This window comes from Pseudomonas sp. FW300-N1A1, from assembly GCF_058789115.1.
In genome coordinates, this window is the sequence record NZ_JBYTBK010000001.1 from 157770 (window position 1) to 172908 (window position 15139).

Here is a 15139-nt window from a genome sequence, read left to right on the forward strand (position 1 = left end):
GTGTGCGCCGCTAGCGACTTGAGTCGCAGGCGGCCAACGCTTCCACGATCTCGCTGAAACCCGGTCGGGCCAGGACATCTGGCTGACAGCAGCGTGTGTGCAATTGCTCCAGTCCCACCCGACCTTCCTGACTCAACCCCGAGTCGATCCGCTCCAGCAACTCACCCAGCAGAATCCCGAAGGCCCGCACTTCGATGCGTTGCAGCGCCCGGGTCTCCAGGGTATCGGCGGTAGCGTGGAAAGACGCTGCGCCAAAGTCCCCGAGCAGGCACTCACCGCGCTCATTGCACAGCGTGTTGTGGCCGTAGAGGTCGCCATGGGTGATGCCTTGCCGATGCAGGTGCGCAGCAGCCGAGGCGATGCCAGCGGCAATGTTCAACGCCACGGCAGCACTCAGGCGCAGGCCGTCGGTGTAAACGTCACGGCTGCAAGAGGCCAGGCTGGGCAGGTCGGCCAGGTTGCGGTAGCTCGGGTCGACCAAGTGCATCACCAGCCCGGCCTGGGCTTGGGGATGGTCGACGAGGCGCCCATGGACGCGGATCAGGTTCGGATGAATGCCGGCGGTGATGCAGGCGTTCATTTCATGCAGCGGTGAGCCGTCGCTGGTCATGTGCCCTTTGTAGAGTTTGACCGCGACCGGTTGCGCCGGTTGTGCTGGGGGCTGCCATTGCGCCCGATGGATGACTCCGCTGGCGCCTTCACCCAGCGGCTGCTGCAAGTGCACGTGGGACCAGGGAATGTTCGCGGTGGCCTCAAGGGCGCTGGCGCAGGCCTCGGTTTCCAGCGGGTTGCCGGCGTAGGCCAGCCAGGCCAGTGCCGGCAAGGTCAGCAGCCACTGTGGCAATTCGGTGAGCTGGTTGGCGGCGATGCGGATCAGTTCCAGCTGATGGCACTGGCTCAAGCTGGCAGGCAGGTGGTGCAGACGATTGCCCGCGAGCATCAGTTTTTGCAGGAGGGGGCGTTCGCCCAGTTCACTCGGCAATTCGCTGATGCGGTTGTCAGTCAGGATCAACCAACGCAGCAGCGGTGGCAGGGCGGCGGCAGGGATCCGTGCCAACTGATTGGACTTGAACCCGATCATGCTCAGTTGCGCGCACTGGCCCAGGCACTCCGGCAATTCAGTGAAGCGGTTGTTCGAGCAGAACAGCACGCGCAAACGGGTCAGGCGGTGCAGGTCATCGGGCAACCGCTCCAGGGCATTGCCGCTGAGGTTGAGTACTTCCAGCGAGTCCGCCAGGTCGAAGATTTCCTCGGGAAACTCCGTCAGGCCACACGACAGGTCCAGACGTTTGAGGCCGGCGAGCGCTCCGGCTCGCAGTTGTGCAAGGGTATGCATGGACAGATCCAGCCAGTGAAAAGAGAACGGGGGGCGCCCGCAAAAGTGCGGCCATGATAATGGTAAATACCGGTTCAGCGATGTAATGCCAGCGTGGGACGTTGAACACTTATCCCGTGGCGAGCGAGCTTCCTCGCGCTGGTCTGCGCAGCAGACCCAAAACGGCTCACCGAGTTTTGTCTGAAAGACCGCAACAAGCTTGTTGGGGCCGTTTCACGGCCCAGCGGGAGCAAGCGCCCTCGCCACGGAAATCGCGTTCACCCAGCAGGATCAAGCGCTTGTCCTGGTCGTACAGCACATCGATCAGGTTGATGAAACGCTGTTGAACGGCAATGTGGCGCAACGGCATTCTGGATGTCGGGTTCTAGAACTGCAGTGTCTGTTTGATCACCTGGGTAGCAGGGCTCCGGGCTTCGCTGACCATTGCATAGTTGTACCCGGCCCCTGACCAATACTGCGCCTGCAATTCACCGTCGCTGCGACTGCCTCGGGGCAGCAGATTGTTCCGGGGGCCGGGTGGCCGAATGTAGAAACTGATCTTGCTGCCCTGCGGGTTCTCGTACATCACCATGGCCGCCGGGCCTTGATCGGTGCTCAGCAAACGCCCGCTGACCGGTTTGAACCCTGAGGGGGAGAGGTCTGGCAAGCGATTGGCCCGGGTGAAGTAATGGTCAAGCCAGCCCTGTACGTCGCCGTCGTCCGCGACCTTGTAATCGGCCGGCAGAATGCCTTGCTGGGCGAACATCCGATACGCCTGCATCGCGTCGGTCATCGGCGGTATGCTCCCGGCCAGGCTCATTTCGCGTGCTTGCCAGCCACTCAGGCCACCGACACTGACCGCGATCAGCAGTACCGCGACGCTGGCCAGATGACGCCGGGACTGGCGCTTCAGGCGGTGGCGAATCATCCCGGGGTCCAGGTCCGGGTTGGCCGGTTGCTGCATTGCTCCGCCCAACGCGGCGCGCAGGTGCTGGGCGTCCTGCTGCCAGGTGCGGACCTGGGCGGCCATTTGCGGATTGGTCGCCAGCCAGGTTTCCACCAGGCGCCGGTCGGCTTCGTTGAGTTGGTGGTCGACGTAGGCGTGCAGGTCATTGACATCAGGAGGCATGCTGATCATTTGAGTATCCGCAGAGTAGGGCTGCTGATTTCGCCATCGCTGAGCTGGCGCAGGGCCTGGCGCGCACGGGACAGGCGAGACATCACCGTGCCGGTGGGGACGTCGAGGATCTCGGCGACCTCTTTGTAACTCAAGCCTTCCACCGAGACCCAGAGCAGCAGCGCGCGTTGTTCGGTGGGCAGTCGGTCGAAGGCTTCCAGTGTCGATTGCGCGATGACAGTGCGCTCCAGAGAGGGCTGTGGGTCATCGCGTCCGGTGAAAAATTCCAGCATCCGGGCATAGCGCCTCGAGCGTCGGTGGGCATCGAGAAATTGCCGATACAGGATCGCGAACAGCCACGCGCGCACGTCGCCTTCCGGGCGTTTACTCCCCCAACTCGACAGCGCGCGCTCCAGCGACGATTGCACCAGATCGTCCGCATTGCCGGGATGGCGAGTCAGGGACACGGCAAAGCGTCGCAGCCTGGGGATGAGTTCACGTAACTGTTCGTCGAGCGGGTTCATGGTGGGCTGGCCAGTCACTGTGTTGGGGACCCGAGAGACGCTTGGCAAGGGAGGTTATTCCAGCCGCGGAAAAATAAACACCATATCAATGGAATAAACCGGCACCGCTTTCGTCTGATTGATCCTTCCCACAGGCCTGCTACGGCCCTGGAGTCTTTTATGGTTGATCATGCACCGCCACCCGACAAAATACCCCTGAGCCCTGCGAGCCTGATCCTGCGCCTGGCGGGAATCGGCGTGGTGATTGGGGCCCTGGCTGGGGCCTTTGCCTACGTCAATGGCACGCTGGACCCACAGAGGCTGACTCCCAAGGCGCTGGTCAATGTGCTGGAGACCAACAACGGTGTTCATCCGGGCTTTCGACGCAATCACGCCAAAGGGGTGTGCGTGATCGGTTACTTCGACAACACCGGAGAGGCGCGTCAGTACTCCACGGCCCAAGTCTTTAGCGCGGCACGGACACCGGTGGTTGGGCGCTTTGCGTTACCCAGCGGTAACCCCTACGCCCCAGACAGCAGTGTGCCGATCCGCAGCCTGGCGTTGCGCTTTACCCAGGCCAACGGCCAGCAATGGCGTACGGGCATGAACAGCATGCCGGTGTTCCCGGTGGGGACGGCTGAAGCCTTCCTTCAGTTGCAACAGGTGCAGACGCCCGATCCCGCGACTGGCAAACCCGACCCAGCCGCCGCACCGGCATTTTTCGCCGCTCACCCGGAAACCGCGCCCTTCCTGAAATGGGTGAAGTCGACCAGGCCTTCGGCCAGTTACGCGACCGAGACCTACAACGGCATCAACGCGTTCTACCTGGTCAACGCGGCAGGTCAGCGCCAGGCGGTACGCTGGGGCGTGGTGCCCGTTGCCCGGGACGCTGCGGGCGCCAGTGCGCCGCAAGGCGCGGACTTCCTGGAAAAGGATTTGCTCCAGCGCTTGAGCGCCGGCCCCTTGCGTTGGCAGCTGAACATCACGCTGGCGGCGCCCTCGGACCCGACCAACGACGCGAGCAAGGCGTGGCCTGCCGACCGGACCGTCCTGAATGCCGGGACCCTGGTCCTGGAGCGTGCCCAGGCACAGAACAGTGGCGAATGCCGTGACATCAACTACGACCCGCTGATCTTGCCGACGGGCATCGAAGGCTCGGATGACCCGCTGTTGGCGGCGCGTTCAGCGGTCTACGCCAATTCCTACCTGCGCCGGACCGGCGAAGTCAGCCAATTGCCCACCGCCCGACCGGAGACTGCACAATGAGCGCGCACCCGAACCACTTTGCGCCGCTGGCGCGGCTGCTGCACTGGCTGATGGCATTGATGATCATCGCCATGTTGTTTATCGGCGCCGGTATGGTCGCCTCGGTGTCCGAGCGCCATGCCTGGCTGATCCACCTGCACAAACCCTTGGGCATCGCGATCCTGCTGTTGGTGATCGTGAGGCTGGTGGTGCGCTTTTCGACTCGCCAGCCACCGTTACCCGCCGACTTGCCGACCTGGCAGGTGCTGGCGGCCAGGGCCTCCCATGTGTTGCTGTATGCCTTGATGCTGACCTTGCCGCTGCTGGGCTGGGCGATGATTTCGGCGGCAGGTGACCCGGTGATGCTCGCCAGTGCCTGGCAGTTGCCGTCGATTGTGCCGGCCAATGCCGCGCTATTTGCCTTCCTGCGCAAGGCGCATGGCTATCTGGCGTACCTGCTGTTTCTGACCGTGCTGGTGCATCTGGCCGCGGCGCTGTTCCATGGCTGGGTGCGTCGCGACGGCGTGTTGCAGAGCATGTTGGCTGGCAAGGATCACTGATCGGGCAGGGCGGTGCAGCGTTGCGTTGCACCGCTGTTGAGCGTCAACAGCCAATAGGCCAGCGCCACGGCATTGATCCCCGCCCCCAGCAGGCACACACCCAGCCAGCCGGCCCAGGCGTAGACGGCGGTCGAGGCCACGGAGCCCAGCGCGCTGCCGATCGAGTAAAACAACATGTAACCTGCGGTCAATCGGCTTTGGGCTTCGGGCCGTACGCTGTAGATCATGCTTTGGCTGGTGACATGCACCGCCTGCAAGCCAAGGTCGAAGGTGATCACTCCCAGTAACAAGGCCCAGAGTGACGACTGGGTCAGGCCGATGGGCAGCCATGAGGCGAGCATCAGCAGCAGTGACAGACCGCTGGTCCAGTGCCCCAGGCCGCGGTCGGCCAGATGCCCGGCGCGGGCGGCGGCCAGGGCTCCAGCGGCACCGGCCAGTCCGAACAATCCGATCTCACTGTGCGACAGTGACAGTGGTGCCGTGCTTAGCGGCAATACCATGGGTGTCCACAGCACCATGGCGCTGGCGAATGTCAGCAGGGCAAGCATGGCGCGCTGGCGCAGCACGGCCTCTTCCTTGAACAGTACAAACACTGAAACGATCAGTTGCCGGTAACCGCTGGCCGCTTGGGCCTGTTCGCGTTCAGGTAGCACCCGATACAGCAGCAGTGCCATCAGGGCGGTCAGCGCAGCCGACAACACATAGATCGAGCGCCAACCGGCCAGATCGGCCATCGCGCCGGAAACCGTCCGGGCCAGCAGAATCCCGACCACAATGCCACTGGTGACCACCCCCACCACCTGGCCTCGCGCCTGGGGCACCGCCAGTGTGGCGGCGTAGGCTACCAGCACTTGCGTGACCACGGCGAGCATTCCGGTCAGGGTCATGCCGATCAAGAGCCAGGTGCTGCTGGAGGCCAGGGCGATCATCAACAGGGCAATGCAGGACAGCAGCGTTTGAACGACGATCAGGCGTCGACGGTTGAGCAGATCCCCCAGCGGCACCAACAACACCAAGCCCAGGCCGTAGCCGACTTGAGTCAGGGTCACCACGATGCCGATGGTCGTCGGGTCCATGTCGAAGGCGTGAGCCATGGCGTCGAGCAAGGGCTGGGCATAGTAGACATTGCCGACCGCCAGCCCGCAGGCGATGGCAAACAGGAGAACGACGCCGCGGTTGAGAACGACAGCAGGTGGGCAGGGTTTCATTCCGAAGCTCCAAATCTGGTTTCAATTTAAAACTAGTTGTACGGTAAAGAGACTGGTTTTATATTGCAACCACATTCTCTACTGTCATCCTGCGAGCTCGATCATGGTCAAACGCACAACTTTCGCTGACGCCGAATGCCCGGTCGCTCGTTCAATGGATGCCATTGGTGACGGGTGGTCATTGCTGATCGTGCGCGATGCCTTCGATGGCCTTCGGCGTTTTGGCGAGTTCCAGCGCAGCCTGGGCATGGCCAGGAACATTCTGTCGGCGCGCTTGCGGGCGTTGGTCGAGCACGGGATTTTCGAACTGGTCCCGGCCTCGGACGGCAGCGCCTATCAGGAGTACCTGCTGACGCAGAAGGGCCGGGGGCTATTCCCGCTGATCATTGGGTTGCGGCAGTGGGGCGAGGCGTTTTTCTTTGAGGCGGGGGAGGCGCATTCGCGGATGGTGGATCGCGAACAGGGCCAGCCTATCAGGCCTTTGGAGCTGCGCTCCCAGGACGGGCGCTTGCTGGGGCCGGAGGATTGCCGGCGGATCGCGGCGTCTGAGCGAGGTCATGGCGGCATGCCATAGATGCGTGCCGCCATGCCGGGGATCAGCGCAAGGTGCCGACCATATCGGCCACCGTCGACAAGACATCCTTGCCCAACTGCATCGAACGCTTGCCGGACCAGCCGGTGTGGGTGTTGGGGGCGTCGTTGTTGTCCTTGAACGGCATTTCCAGGGTCAGCGACAGGCAGTCGAACTGTTCGCCGACGCTGTTGCAGGCCAGGGTCATGTTGGCCTTGCCCGGCTCGTCACGGGTATAGCCATGGGCGGTCTGGAAATCGCGGGTCTTGTGTTTGAGGTGACTGCGGAAATGCTCCTCAAGCTTTTCGATCCGTGGCGTGTAGCCCGGGTTGCCTTCACATCCGGCGGTAAACACGTAGGGGATTTCTTCATCGCCGTGGATGTCGAGGAACAGGTCGACGCCGTACTTTTCCATCTGCTGCTGTACGAAGAACACTTCCGGGCTGATCTCCGGGCTGGCGCTCTGCCAGGCGCGGTTGAGGTCCTGGCCCATGGCGTTGGTGCGCAGGTGACCGTGAAAGGCACCGTCCGGGTTCATGTTCGGCACCAGGTACAGGTCGGCGCTGGCGAGCAATTTGTTCAGCTCAGGGTCGTTGTGCTGTTGCAGGCGCTCGATGACTCCTTCCATGAACCACTCGGCCATGTGTTCGCCTGGATGCTGCTGGGCGATGATCCAGACCTTGCGTTGGCCTTCGGCGCCACTGCCTTTGCGCAGCAGTTGAATGTCGCGACCTTCGACGCTTTTGCCAGTGGCCAGCAACTCGGTGCCGGCCTTGGTCAGCGCTTGCTCGATCAGCCAGTCGTGGCGACCGCGGCTATAGGGTTCAAAATAGGCGAACCAGGCATGCGTCTGGGTGGCTTCCAGGCTGAAGCGCAGGCAATCGCCTTCAAAGATCGTCGGGACGCGGAACCAGTTCACATGGTCGTAGGAGGCCACGGCCTGATAACCATCCCAGGCTTTGTTGTACGAGGATTTGCTGGCGTTGTTCAGGCGAAACCAGTGTTCTTGCCCCACATGCAGGCCGCTGGCCTTGAAATGAAACCACTGGAAGTGCTGACTGCGGGTATCGGGCCTGATGGCCAGCAAGGCCTGTAACGGATTGCTGAGGTCCAGCACCTCTATGTTGCCGCTGTCGAAATTGGCAGTGATATCAAAGGAGCGTTGAGCCACGGTCATAATCTCATCCTGGATATGATTGTTATGGCGCTTACTTTACACGCAAGGGAGGGGGAAGGCTGAGGGCAATTTGCGGGGTGTGGAGGGGGGGCGTCGTCCTTGACGCAGCCGCAGCTTAGTGACTATGCGATTGATTCTCAAGTGCTATTTTCCATTGCCTGTAAGGCGTCTTGTCACTGCCGTGTTGCAAAAAGATGCTCTTTTGATATCATCCGCGCCATCGAATTCAGCAGTACCCGACTTCATTAGCCTGAAGCCAAAGCCAGAATAACTGGCAAAAAAAAAGACCCGGCAAAAAGCCGGGTCAAAAACCGTGATTAGCCTGATGAGGAGATATTCGAAGAGTCCGACCTAAGGTCTCTTGGGATATCGACTGATCTCGCGACCAGCTGATGCAATAATAATCATTATCATTTGCAAGTCAAATGTTTTCACCTGCCTCATAGGAAATAGTTTTCCTGTCGCTTTGCCAGATGTCTGTAGCTTGACCTGAAACTCCGGGTTGGCGCTGACATTTCCCGCTCAATCCGCTCGATTGCCGTCCAGGGATCGTTCCACCATGGCCTTGGCCATGTCGATCATGTGAACCACCGTCAAGGCCAGATCGCGGCTTGCACCCTGCAGGCTGTTCGCCCATTCGTTGGCGCTCGCCGCTGCACAACGCAGCAGCCCCGAGGCGTGGACCAGGGCTTCCTCGCTGCTGACGTGACGGTTGACGTCGAACAAGCGTTCCGTGACATCCGATTCCGAAACAGTTGGTTTCAAGTAATAGTCGAGGGCGCGCTGGGTGGCAGCGCAGTCCTTGAGCGACGTGAAGCTGGTGTCGATTTCCTGCTCTTGCGGGTCTTTGTCGATGTTATCCATGGTGAGGTCTTACTCCATGAGGGGGGCGTAGGGTCAGGTCAAATACTAGTACCAATCGTATTTATGACGAAAAATTAAATACTACAATGTGTGTGTTGAGGGTCTGGTCACGGGAAGTATCGTTCCGCCCATGGATAAATGGATTGAATTGGTCAAGGCCAAGATGAGTGAGCTACGGATCACTCAGGAAAAACTCGCTGAACGCCTCGCCATGTCGCAGGGCGGCGTCGGTCATTGGTTGAACAAACGTCGGCAGCCGAGTCTCGAAGACATGAACCGGGTGCTCCGGGAACTGGGGATGGGGTTTCTTGAGGTGGCCCTGGTGATCAGGGAAACCGAGACGGCGAAGACCGATGACGAAGCGGATGAGGACGAAATGCCGCTGGCGCAAAAGTACAACCCGTACTTTCGTTACCCGGTGAGCGACTGGCGGGGGCTTTGCGAAGTGCGCGAAGCGACAGCCGCCACCTATGGTAAGGGTCGTTCCGAGTTATCGGATTACCATGCCCGCGGGCCGGCGTTCTGGCTGGTCGTGGTGGGCGATGCGATGACGGCACCCAGCGGACCGAGCATTGCCCAGGACATGCTGATCCTGGTCGACCCGGCCGTCGAGGCAGTACCTGGCAAACTGGTGATCGCCCAATGGTCGGGCAGCGCCGAGGCGACCTTCCGCAAGCTGATTGAAGAGGGCGGCCAGCGTTACCTGGTGCCGCTGAACCCGACCTATCCCAAGGCCCTGATGACCGACGACTGCCAGATCATCGGTGTGGTGGTGCAGGCCACCGCGAAGTTCTGATCAGCGAGGTCCTGCACGGCAGGACCTCGCTGTCATCGGGCAGCGACTAGTCGAACTCCACCAGCGCGCTGCCTTCGTTGACCATCTCGCCTTCCTGGCAATACAAGGCTTTGATCACGCCAGCATGGGGTGCACGGATGCTGTGCTCCATCTTCATGGCTTCGAGTACCACCAATTGTGCCCCGGCTTCGACGGTCTGTCCCGGCTCCACCAGGACGCGCACGATGCTGCCGTTCATCGGTGCGGTCAGCCCGCCGTGGTGGCTATGGCTGGCTTCGACAGCGGCAATCGGGTCGTACTGCTTGACGCTGTGCAGTTCGCCTTCCCATTGCAGGTACAGACTGTCGCCGTGGCGGATCGCGCGGTGCTGGTGGCGCAGGCCGTGATGCTCCACCTGCAACTGTTCACCGACCAGTTCGGCATGACGCCTGTCAGCCGGGGCCAGGGTGACGGCCCGGTCCTGGCCCTCACAGCTCAGGTGCAGTGTGGTTTCGGCGGGTAAACCGGCGCGAAACCCGTTGCCGATGGCCCAGGGTGAAGCCGGGTCATCGCTGCGTACGCTGTGTGCCTGGCTTTGCGCAAACGCTTGAGCGGCGGCCTGCCAGAACTCATCGCTGAGTTCGCGGGGGGCGGGCAGCAATTGCTCCTGGTAGCGCGGGATAAATCCGGTGTCCAGTTCAGCGGCGGCGAATGCCGGATGAGCGACGATTCGGCGCAGAAAGCTGATGTTGGTCTTCAGGCCGCCAATGGCGAACTCGTCGAGCATGCTCAGCAGGCGCAAGCGTGCCTGTTCGCGATCCTCGCCCCAGGCAATGAGCTTGCCGAGCATCGGGTCGTAGAACGGCGAAACGGTGTCGCCTTCCTCGACGCCGCTGTCCACACGACGGCCAGGACCGGCGGCGGACTCACGGTACAGCGCCAGATGGCCGGTGGCCGGGAGGAAGTCATTGCCCGGGTCTTCAGCGTACAACCGCACTTCAATCGCATGGCCGATCAATGGCACCTGCGCCTGGGTCATCGGCAGCGGCTCGCCCTGGGCGACGCGGATTTGCCAGGCGACCAGGTCGAGGCCGGTGATGGCCTCCGTGACTGGGTGTTCGACTTGCAGACGGGTGTTCATCTCCATGAAGAAGAACTCACCCCGCGAATCGAGCAGGAACTCCACGGTACCGGCGCCGACATAGCCAATGGCTTGCGCGGCACGGACCGCCGCCTCGCCCATGGCTTTGCGCAGTTCCGCGCTCAGGCCGGGGGCAGGGGCCTCTTCGACGACTTTCTGGTGACGGCGCTGGATCGAGCAGTCACGTTCATTGAGGTACAGGCAGTTGCCGTGTTGATCGGCGAACACCTGGATTTCCACGTGGCGCGGCTTGAGCAGGTACTTCTCCACCAGCATCCGCGAGTCGCCGAACGACGACAGGGCTTCACGCTGGGCCGAGGCCAGGGCTTCGGCCAGCTGGCTGACGTCCTCGACCACTTTCATGCCTTTGCCACCACCGCCGGCCGTTGCCTTGAGCAGGACCGGGTAGCCGATGCGCTGCGCGGCATCGCGGAAGGTTTCCAGGTCCTGGGCTTCGCCGTGGTAACCCGGTACCAGCGGTACGCCGGCGGTTTCCATCAAGGCCTTGGCGGCGGATTTGCTGCCCATGGCGTCGATGGCCGACGCAGGTGGGCCGAGGAAAATCAGGCCGGCCGCTTCAATGGCGCGGGCAAAGCCGGCGTTTTCCGAGAGGAAACCGTAGCCCGGGTGAATCGCCTGGGCGCCGCTGGCTTTGGCGGCGGCCAGCAGTTTGTCGATTTGCAGGTAGCTGTCAGCCGCCTTGCTGCCGCCCAGGTCCACGCGGATATCCGCTTCGCGGCTGTGCCGTGCGTCCCGGTCGGTGGCACTGTGCACGGCCACGGTGGTCAGGCCCAGCGCTTTGGCGGTGCGCATCACACGGCAGGCGATTTCGCCACGGTTGGCCACCAGCAGGGTGGTGAGTACAGGTGCGCTCATCAACGCGGCTCCTTGGTGGTGGATTCGACCTGCCAGCTCGGCGGCCGTTTTTGCAGAAAGGCCCGCAAGCCTTCCTGTCCCTCGGGGCTGACCCGGATCCGCGCGATGGCGTTTTCGCAATAACGGCGCAGCGCGGGGTTGAGTGCGCCGTTGCCGACTTCACGCAGCAATTCCTTGCTCGAGCGCATGGCCTGCGGGCTGTTGAGCAACAGGTTGCTGATCCAGTGTTCGAGCTGTGGCTCCAGTTCATCCGCCGGATAGCTTTCGCTGAGTAGGCCGATTTCCTGGGCGCGTACGCCGCTGAAGCGTTCTGCCGTCAGGGCATAACGACGGGCTGCACGCTCGCCGATGGCTTGTACGACGAAGGGGCTGATTACCGCGGGTGCCAGGCCGATGCGCACTTCCGACAGGCAGAACTGCGCGTCATCGGCACCGATGGCCATGTCGCAGCAACTGATCAGGCCCAGTGCGCCACCGTAGGCCGCACCTTGCACCACCGCCAGGGTCGGGATCTTCAGCTTGGCCAGGTTGTACATCAACTCGGCGAGCTCGCGGGCGTCATCCAGGTTGGTGTGGTAGTCGAGCTCGGCCGACTGCTGCATCCAAGACAGGTCCGCACCGGCGCTGAAATGCTTGCCACGTCCGCGCACCAGCAGAAAACGCAGGTTCGGGTCGCCCTGAACCTTGTCCAGGGCCAGGATCAGCTCGCGAATCATTTCGGCATTGAAGGCGTTGTTCTTCGCTTCACGACTGAGCCACAGCGTGGCGAAACCACGGGGGTCGGTCAGCAGTTCCAGGGTATTGAAGTCGCTCATGGTTTTCTCCAGATCACATCCGGAACACGCCGAAGCGGCTCGGTTCGATAGGGGCGTTCAGCGAGGCGGACAACGCCAGCGCCAGCACGTCGCGGGTTTGCGCCGGGTCGATGACGCCGTCATCCCACAAGCGAGCACTGGAGTAGTAGGGGTGGCCCTGTTCTTCATACTGGTCGAGGATCGGTTGCTTGATCTCGGCTTCCTGCGCGGCACTGAAAGGGTGTCCGCCGCGCTCGGCCTGTTCACGCTTGACCTGCACCAGCACGCCGGCGGCCTGTTCGGCGCCCATCACGCCAATACGTGCGTTCGGCCACATCCACAGGAAGCGCGGGTCGTAGGCCCGGCCGCACATCCCGTAGTTACCGGCACCGAAGCTGCCACCGATGATCACGGTGAATTTTGGCACCTTGGCGCACGCCACGGCGGTCACCAGTTTGGCGCCGTGCTTGGCGATGCCGCCGGCCTCGTATTTCTGGCCGACCATGAATCCGGTGATGTTTTGCAGGAACAGCAGGGGAATCCCGCGCTGGCAGGCCAGTTCGATGAAGTGCGCGCCTTTTTGCGCGGCCTCGGCGAAGAGGATGCCGTTGTTGGCGAGTATCGCGATGGGATAGCCGTGCAGATGGGCGAAGCCACAGACCAGTGTGGTGCCAAACAGCGCCTTGAACTCGTCGAACACCGAACCGTCCACCAGGCGTGCGATCACTTCGCGCACATCGAAGGGTTGCTTGGCATCGGCCGGGACCACGCCGTACAGCTCGTCGCTGGCGAACAGCGGGGCAATCGGCGTGCGCTGCTGCAGCTCACCGAGTTTGCGCCAGTTGAGGTTGGCTACGCTGCGTCGGGCCAGTGCCAGGGCGTGTTCATCGCTGTCGGCGTAGTGGTCGGCCACTCCGGAAATCTTGCAGTGCACATCGGCACCGCCCAGGTCTTCGGCACTGACCACTTCGCCGGTGGCGGCCTTCACCAGCGGTGGGCCGGCGAGGAAAATAGTCGCCTGCTCGCGCACCATGATCGCTTCGTCGGCCATGGCCGGCACATAGGCGCCGCCCGCGGTGCACGAGCCCATGACCACCGCGATCTGCGGGATGCCCATGGCGCTCATGTTGGCCTGGTTGAAGAAGATCCGCCCGAAGTGTTCGCGGTCCGGAAAGACTTCATCCTGACGGGGCAGGTTGGCGCCGCCGGAGTCCACCAGATAGATGCACGGCAAGCGATTCTGCTGGGCAATGGTCTGGGCGCGCAGGTGTTTTTTCACCGTCAGCGGGTAGTACGAGCCGCCTTTGACCGTGGCATCGTTGGCGACGATCATGCACTCGACGCCCTCGACCCGGCCGATGCCGGCGATCACTCCGGCGGCTGGAACCTCTTCGCCATAGACTTCATAAGCGGCCAGTTGGCTGATTTCCAGGAAGGGCGAACCCGGGTCGAGCAAACGGTTGATCCGCTCGCGGGGCAGCAGTTTGCCCCGCGAGGTGTGCCGTTCCTGGGCCTTGGCGCCACCGCCTTGCTGGACCTGGGCGAGCAGGGTGTGCAGTGCATCGACCTGGGCAAGCATTGCCGCGCTGTTGCTGGCGAACTCCGCCGAACGGGGATTGAGCTGGGTGTGCAAAATCATGGGCTACTCCGTAGCAGCTTCAAGTTTCAAGCTACAAGCTACAAGTCAGAAGCAAGAGTGCAGTCCTCTTGCAGCTTGACGCTTGCCGCTGACGAAATTTATTTCGTTTCGTTAAACAGTTCGCGGCCGATGAGCATGCGACGGATCTCACTGGTGCCCGCGCCGATTTCATACAGCTTGGCGTCACGCAGCAGACGGCCAGCGGGGAATTCGTTGATGTAACCGTTACCCCCCAGGATCTGGATTGCGTCGAGGGCCATTTGTGTGGCGCGTTCGGCGCTGTAGAGGATCACGCCGGCAGCGTCCTTGCGGGTGGTTTCGCCACGTTCGCAGGCCTGGGCCACGGCATACAGATAGGCGCGGCTGGCGTTGAGCTGGGTGTACATGTCGGCGACTTTGCCCTGGATCAGCTGGAACTCACCGATGCTTTGGCCGAACTGCTTGCGGTCGTGGATGTACGGAACAATCAGGTCCATGCAGGCTTGCATGATCCCGGTCGGGCCGCCGGAGAGCACCACGCGCTCATAGTCGAGGCCGCTCATCAGTACTTTCACGCCGCCGTTGAGCAGGCCCAGGATGTTTTCTTCCGGGACTTCAACGTCGTCGAAGAACAGTTCGCAGGTATTGGAGCCCCGCATGCCGAGCTTGTCGAACTTGTTGCTGCGGCTGAAACCTTTCCAGTCGCGCTCGACGATGAACGCGGTGATGCCGTGGGGGCCCTTTTCCAGGTCGGTCTTGGCGTAGATCACATAGGTGTTGGCGTCCGGACCGTTGGTGATCCAGGTCTTGCTGCCGTTGAGCACGTAGTGGTCGCCACGCTTGTCGGCGCGCAGCTTCATCGAGACCACATCGGAACCGGCATTGGGTTCGCTCATGGCCAGGGCACCGATGTGCTCGCCACTGATCAGCTTGGGCAGGTACTTGGCCTTCTGCTCGTGGGTGCCGTTGCGGTTGATCTGGTTGACGCAGAGGTTGGAGTGGGCGCCGTAGGACAGGGCGACAGAGGCCGAACCGCGGCTGATTTCTTCCATGGCCACGACGTGGGCCAGGTAACCCAGGCCGGCACCGCCGTATTCTTCCGGCACGGTGATCCCCAACAGGCCCATGTCGCCGAACTTGCGCCACAGGTCGGCCGGGAACAGGTTATCGATATCGATCTGTGCGGCACGCGGCGCGATCTCTTTGGCGACGAAAGCGCGGACCTGGTCACGCAGCATGTCGATGGTTTCGCCGAGGGCAAAGTTCAGGGTCGGATAGCTCATGGGGGGGCACCTTCACATTTGTTTTTATCAATGGAGAATCGGCCTGTGAATCGTGCCGAGTCGACTGTCACCTTTACGTTAACGTAAACCTG

General features: G+C 62.1%; 14 protein-coding genes. 4 read left to right on the top strand and 10 right to left on the bottom strand.

The window, feature by feature from the left end; translation table 11 throughout:
- Positions 1-10: 10 nt before the first annotated feature.
- The 3 genes from AC3WQN_RS00795 to AC3WQN_RS00805 form a co-directional block, all read right to left on the bottom strand.
- Positions 11-1336, bottom strand: coding sequence for a leucine-rich repeat-containing protein kinase family protein (locus AC3WQN_RS00795; RefSeq protein ID WP_103401269.1), 1326 nt, complete (start codon positions 1334-1336; stop codon positions 11-13).
- A 364-nt stretch (positions 1337-1700) separates the two neighbouring features.
- Entirely contained in the window at positions 1701-2453 is a 753-nt protein-coding gene (locus AC3WQN_RS00800) for an anti-sigma factor family protein (RefSeq protein ID WP_103401271.1), read from the bottom strand.
- Positions 2450-2956 carry an RNA polymerase sigma factor gene (locus AC3WQN_RS00805; RefSeq protein WP_095143648.1) on the bottom strand — a complete coding sequence of 169 codons (507 nt, stop codon included), beginning with the start codon at positions 2954-2956 and terminating at the stop codon, positions 2450-2452. The genes AC3WQN_RS00800 and AC3WQN_RS00805 overlap by 4 nt, the downstream gene beginning before the upstream one ends.
- Before the next feature lie 159 nt (positions 2957-3115).
- On the opposite strand from AC3WQN_RS00805, the gene AC3WQN_RS00810 reads away from it, so the two are divergent.
- Together AC3WQN_RS00810 and AC3WQN_RS00815 are read left to right on the top strand one after the other, a co-directional pair.
- On the top strand, positions 3116-4201 hold the full coding sequence (locus AC3WQN_RS00810; protein WP_103401272.1) for a catalase family peroxidase: 1086 nt from the start codon (positions 3116-3118) through the stop codon (positions 4199-4201).
- Positions 4198-4740 carry a cytochrome b gene (locus AC3WQN_RS00815; RefSeq protein ID WP_103401273.1) on the top strand — a complete coding sequence of 181 codons (543 nt, stop codon included), beginning with the start codon at positions 4198-4200 and terminating at the stop codon, positions 4738-4740. The genes AC3WQN_RS00810 and AC3WQN_RS00815 overlap by 4 nt, the downstream gene beginning before the upstream one ends.
- Here the strand turns inward: AC3WQN_RS00815 and AC3WQN_RS00820 are convergent.
- Entirely contained in the window at positions 4734-5948 is a 1215-nt protein-coding gene (locus tag AC3WQN_RS00820; RefSeq protein WP_103401274.1) for an MFS transporter, read from the bottom strand. The genes AC3WQN_RS00815 and AC3WQN_RS00820 overlap by 7 nt on opposite strands.
- 103 nt (positions 5949-6051) lie before the next feature.
- On the opposite strand from AC3WQN_RS00820, the gene AC3WQN_RS00825 reads away from it, so the two are divergent.
- The gene (locus tag AC3WQN_RS00825; RefSeq protein WP_103401275.1) at positions 6052-6522 is read left to right on the top strand and encodes a winged helix-turn-helix transcriptional regulator; all 471 of its coding nucleotides are present in this window, start codon (positions 6052-6054) and stop codon (positions 6520-6522) included.
- Between the two features lie 22 nt (positions 6523-6544).
- Here AC3WQN_RS00825 and AC3WQN_RS00830 read toward each other — a convergent pair whose 3' ends face one another.
- Entirely contained in the window at positions 6545-7696 is a 1152-nt protein-coding gene (locus AC3WQN_RS00830; RefSeq protein ID WP_103401276.1) for a M14 family metallopeptidase, read from the bottom strand.
- Positions 7697-8218: 522 nt separating this feature from the next.
- On the bottom strand, positions 8219-8560 hold the full coding sequence (locus tag AC3WQN_RS00835; RefSeq protein WP_103401277.1) for a DUF6124 family protein: 342 nt from the start codon (positions 8558-8560) through the stop codon (positions 8219-8221).
- Positions 8561-8690: 130 nt separating this feature from the next.
- On the opposite strand from AC3WQN_RS00835, the gene AC3WQN_RS00840 reads away from it, so the two are divergent.
- On the top strand, positions 8691-9356 hold the full coding sequence (locus AC3WQN_RS00840; RefSeq protein ID WP_103401278.1) for a helix-turn-helix domain-containing protein: 666 nt from the start codon (positions 8691-8693) through the stop codon (positions 9354-9356).
- Between the two features lie 46 nt (positions 9357-9402).
- Here AC3WQN_RS00840 and AC3WQN_RS00845 read toward each other — a convergent pair whose 3' ends face one another.
- The 4 genes from AC3WQN_RS00845 to AC3WQN_RS00860 form a co-directional block, all read right to left on the bottom strand.
- A complete protein-coding gene (locus AC3WQN_RS00845; RefSeq protein WP_103401279.1) occupies positions 9403-11352 on the bottom strand; it encodes an acetyl/propionyl/methylcrotonyl-CoA carboxylase subunit alpha in 1950 nt (649 codons plus the stop codon).
- Positions 11352-12167, bottom strand: coding sequence for a gamma-carboxygeranoyl-CoA hydratase (locus AC3WQN_RS00850; RefSeq protein WP_103401280.1), 816 nt, complete (start codon positions 12165-12167; stop codon positions 11352-11354). Before AC3WQN_RS00850 ends, AC3WQN_RS00845 begins: the two co-directional genes overlap by 1 nt.
- 13 nt (positions 12168-12180) lie before the next feature.
- Positions 12181-13785, bottom strand: coding sequence for a carboxyl transferase domain-containing protein (locus tag AC3WQN_RS00855; RefSeq protein ID WP_103401281.1), 1605 nt, complete (start codon positions 13783-13785; stop codon positions 12181-12183).
- A gap of 98 nt (positions 13786-13883) precedes the next feature.
- Positions 13884-15047 carry an isovaleryl-CoA dehydrogenase gene (locus AC3WQN_RS00860; RefSeq protein ID WP_103401282.1) on the bottom strand — a complete coding sequence of 388 codons (1164 nt, stop codon included), beginning with the start codon at positions 15045-15047 and terminating at the stop codon, positions 13884-13886.
- Between the last annotated feature and the right edge of the window lie 92 nt (positions 15048-15139).

Coding starts and splice junctions, on each gene's coding strand:
- AC3WQN_RS00795 (WP_103401269.1), bottom strand. CDS start 1,336: ATGCATACCCTTGCACAACTGCGAGCCGGAGCGCTCGCCGGCCTCAAA.
- AC3WQN_RS00800 (WP_103401271.1), bottom strand. CDS start 2,453: ATGATCAGCATGCCTCCTGATGTCAATGACCTGCACGCCTACGTCGAC.
- AC3WQN_RS00805 (WP_095143648.1), bottom strand. CDS start 2,956: ATGAACCCGCTCGACGAACAGTTACGTGAACTCATCCCCAGGCTGCGA.
- AC3WQN_RS00810 (WP_103401272.1), top strand. CDS start 3,116: ATGGTTGATCATGCACCGCCACCCGACAAAATACCCCTGAGCCCTGCG.
- AC3WQN_RS00815 (WP_103401273.1), top strand. CDS start 4,198: ATGAGCGCGCACCCGAACCACTTTGCGCCGCTGGCGCGGCTGCTGCAC.
- AC3WQN_RS00820 (WP_103401274.1), bottom strand. CDS start 5,948: ATGAAACCCTGCCCACCTGCTGTCGTTCTCAACCGCGGCGTCGTTCTC.
- AC3WQN_RS00825 (WP_103401275.1), top strand. CDS start 6,052: ATGGTCAAACGCACAACTTTCGCTGACGCCGAATGCCCGGTCGCTCGT.
- AC3WQN_RS00830 (WP_103401276.1), bottom strand. CDS start 7,696: ATGACCGTGGCTCAACGCTCCTTTGATATCACTGCCAATTTCGACAGC.
- AC3WQN_RS00835 (WP_103401277.1), bottom strand. CDS start 8,560: ATGGATAACATCGACAAAGACCCGCAAGAGCAGGAAATCGACACCAGC.
- AC3WQN_RS00840 (WP_103401278.1), top strand. CDS start 8,691: ATGGATAAATGGATTGAATTGGTCAAGGCCAAGATGAGTGAGCTACGG.
- AC3WQN_RS00845 (WP_103401279.1), bottom strand. CDS start 11,352: ATGAGCGCACCTGTACTCACCACCCTGCTGGTGGCCAACCGTGGCGAA.
- AC3WQN_RS00850 (WP_103401280.1), bottom strand. CDS start 12,167: ATGAGCGACTTCAATACCCTGGAACTGCTGACCGACCCCCGTGGTTTC.
- AC3WQN_RS00855 (WP_103401281.1), bottom strand. CDS start 13,785: ATGATTTTGCACACCCAGCTCAATCCCCGTTCGGCGGAGTTCGCCAGC.
- AC3WQN_RS00860 (WP_103401282.1), bottom strand. CDS start 15,047: ATGAGCTATCCGACCCTGAACTTTGCCCTCGGCGAAACCATCGACATG.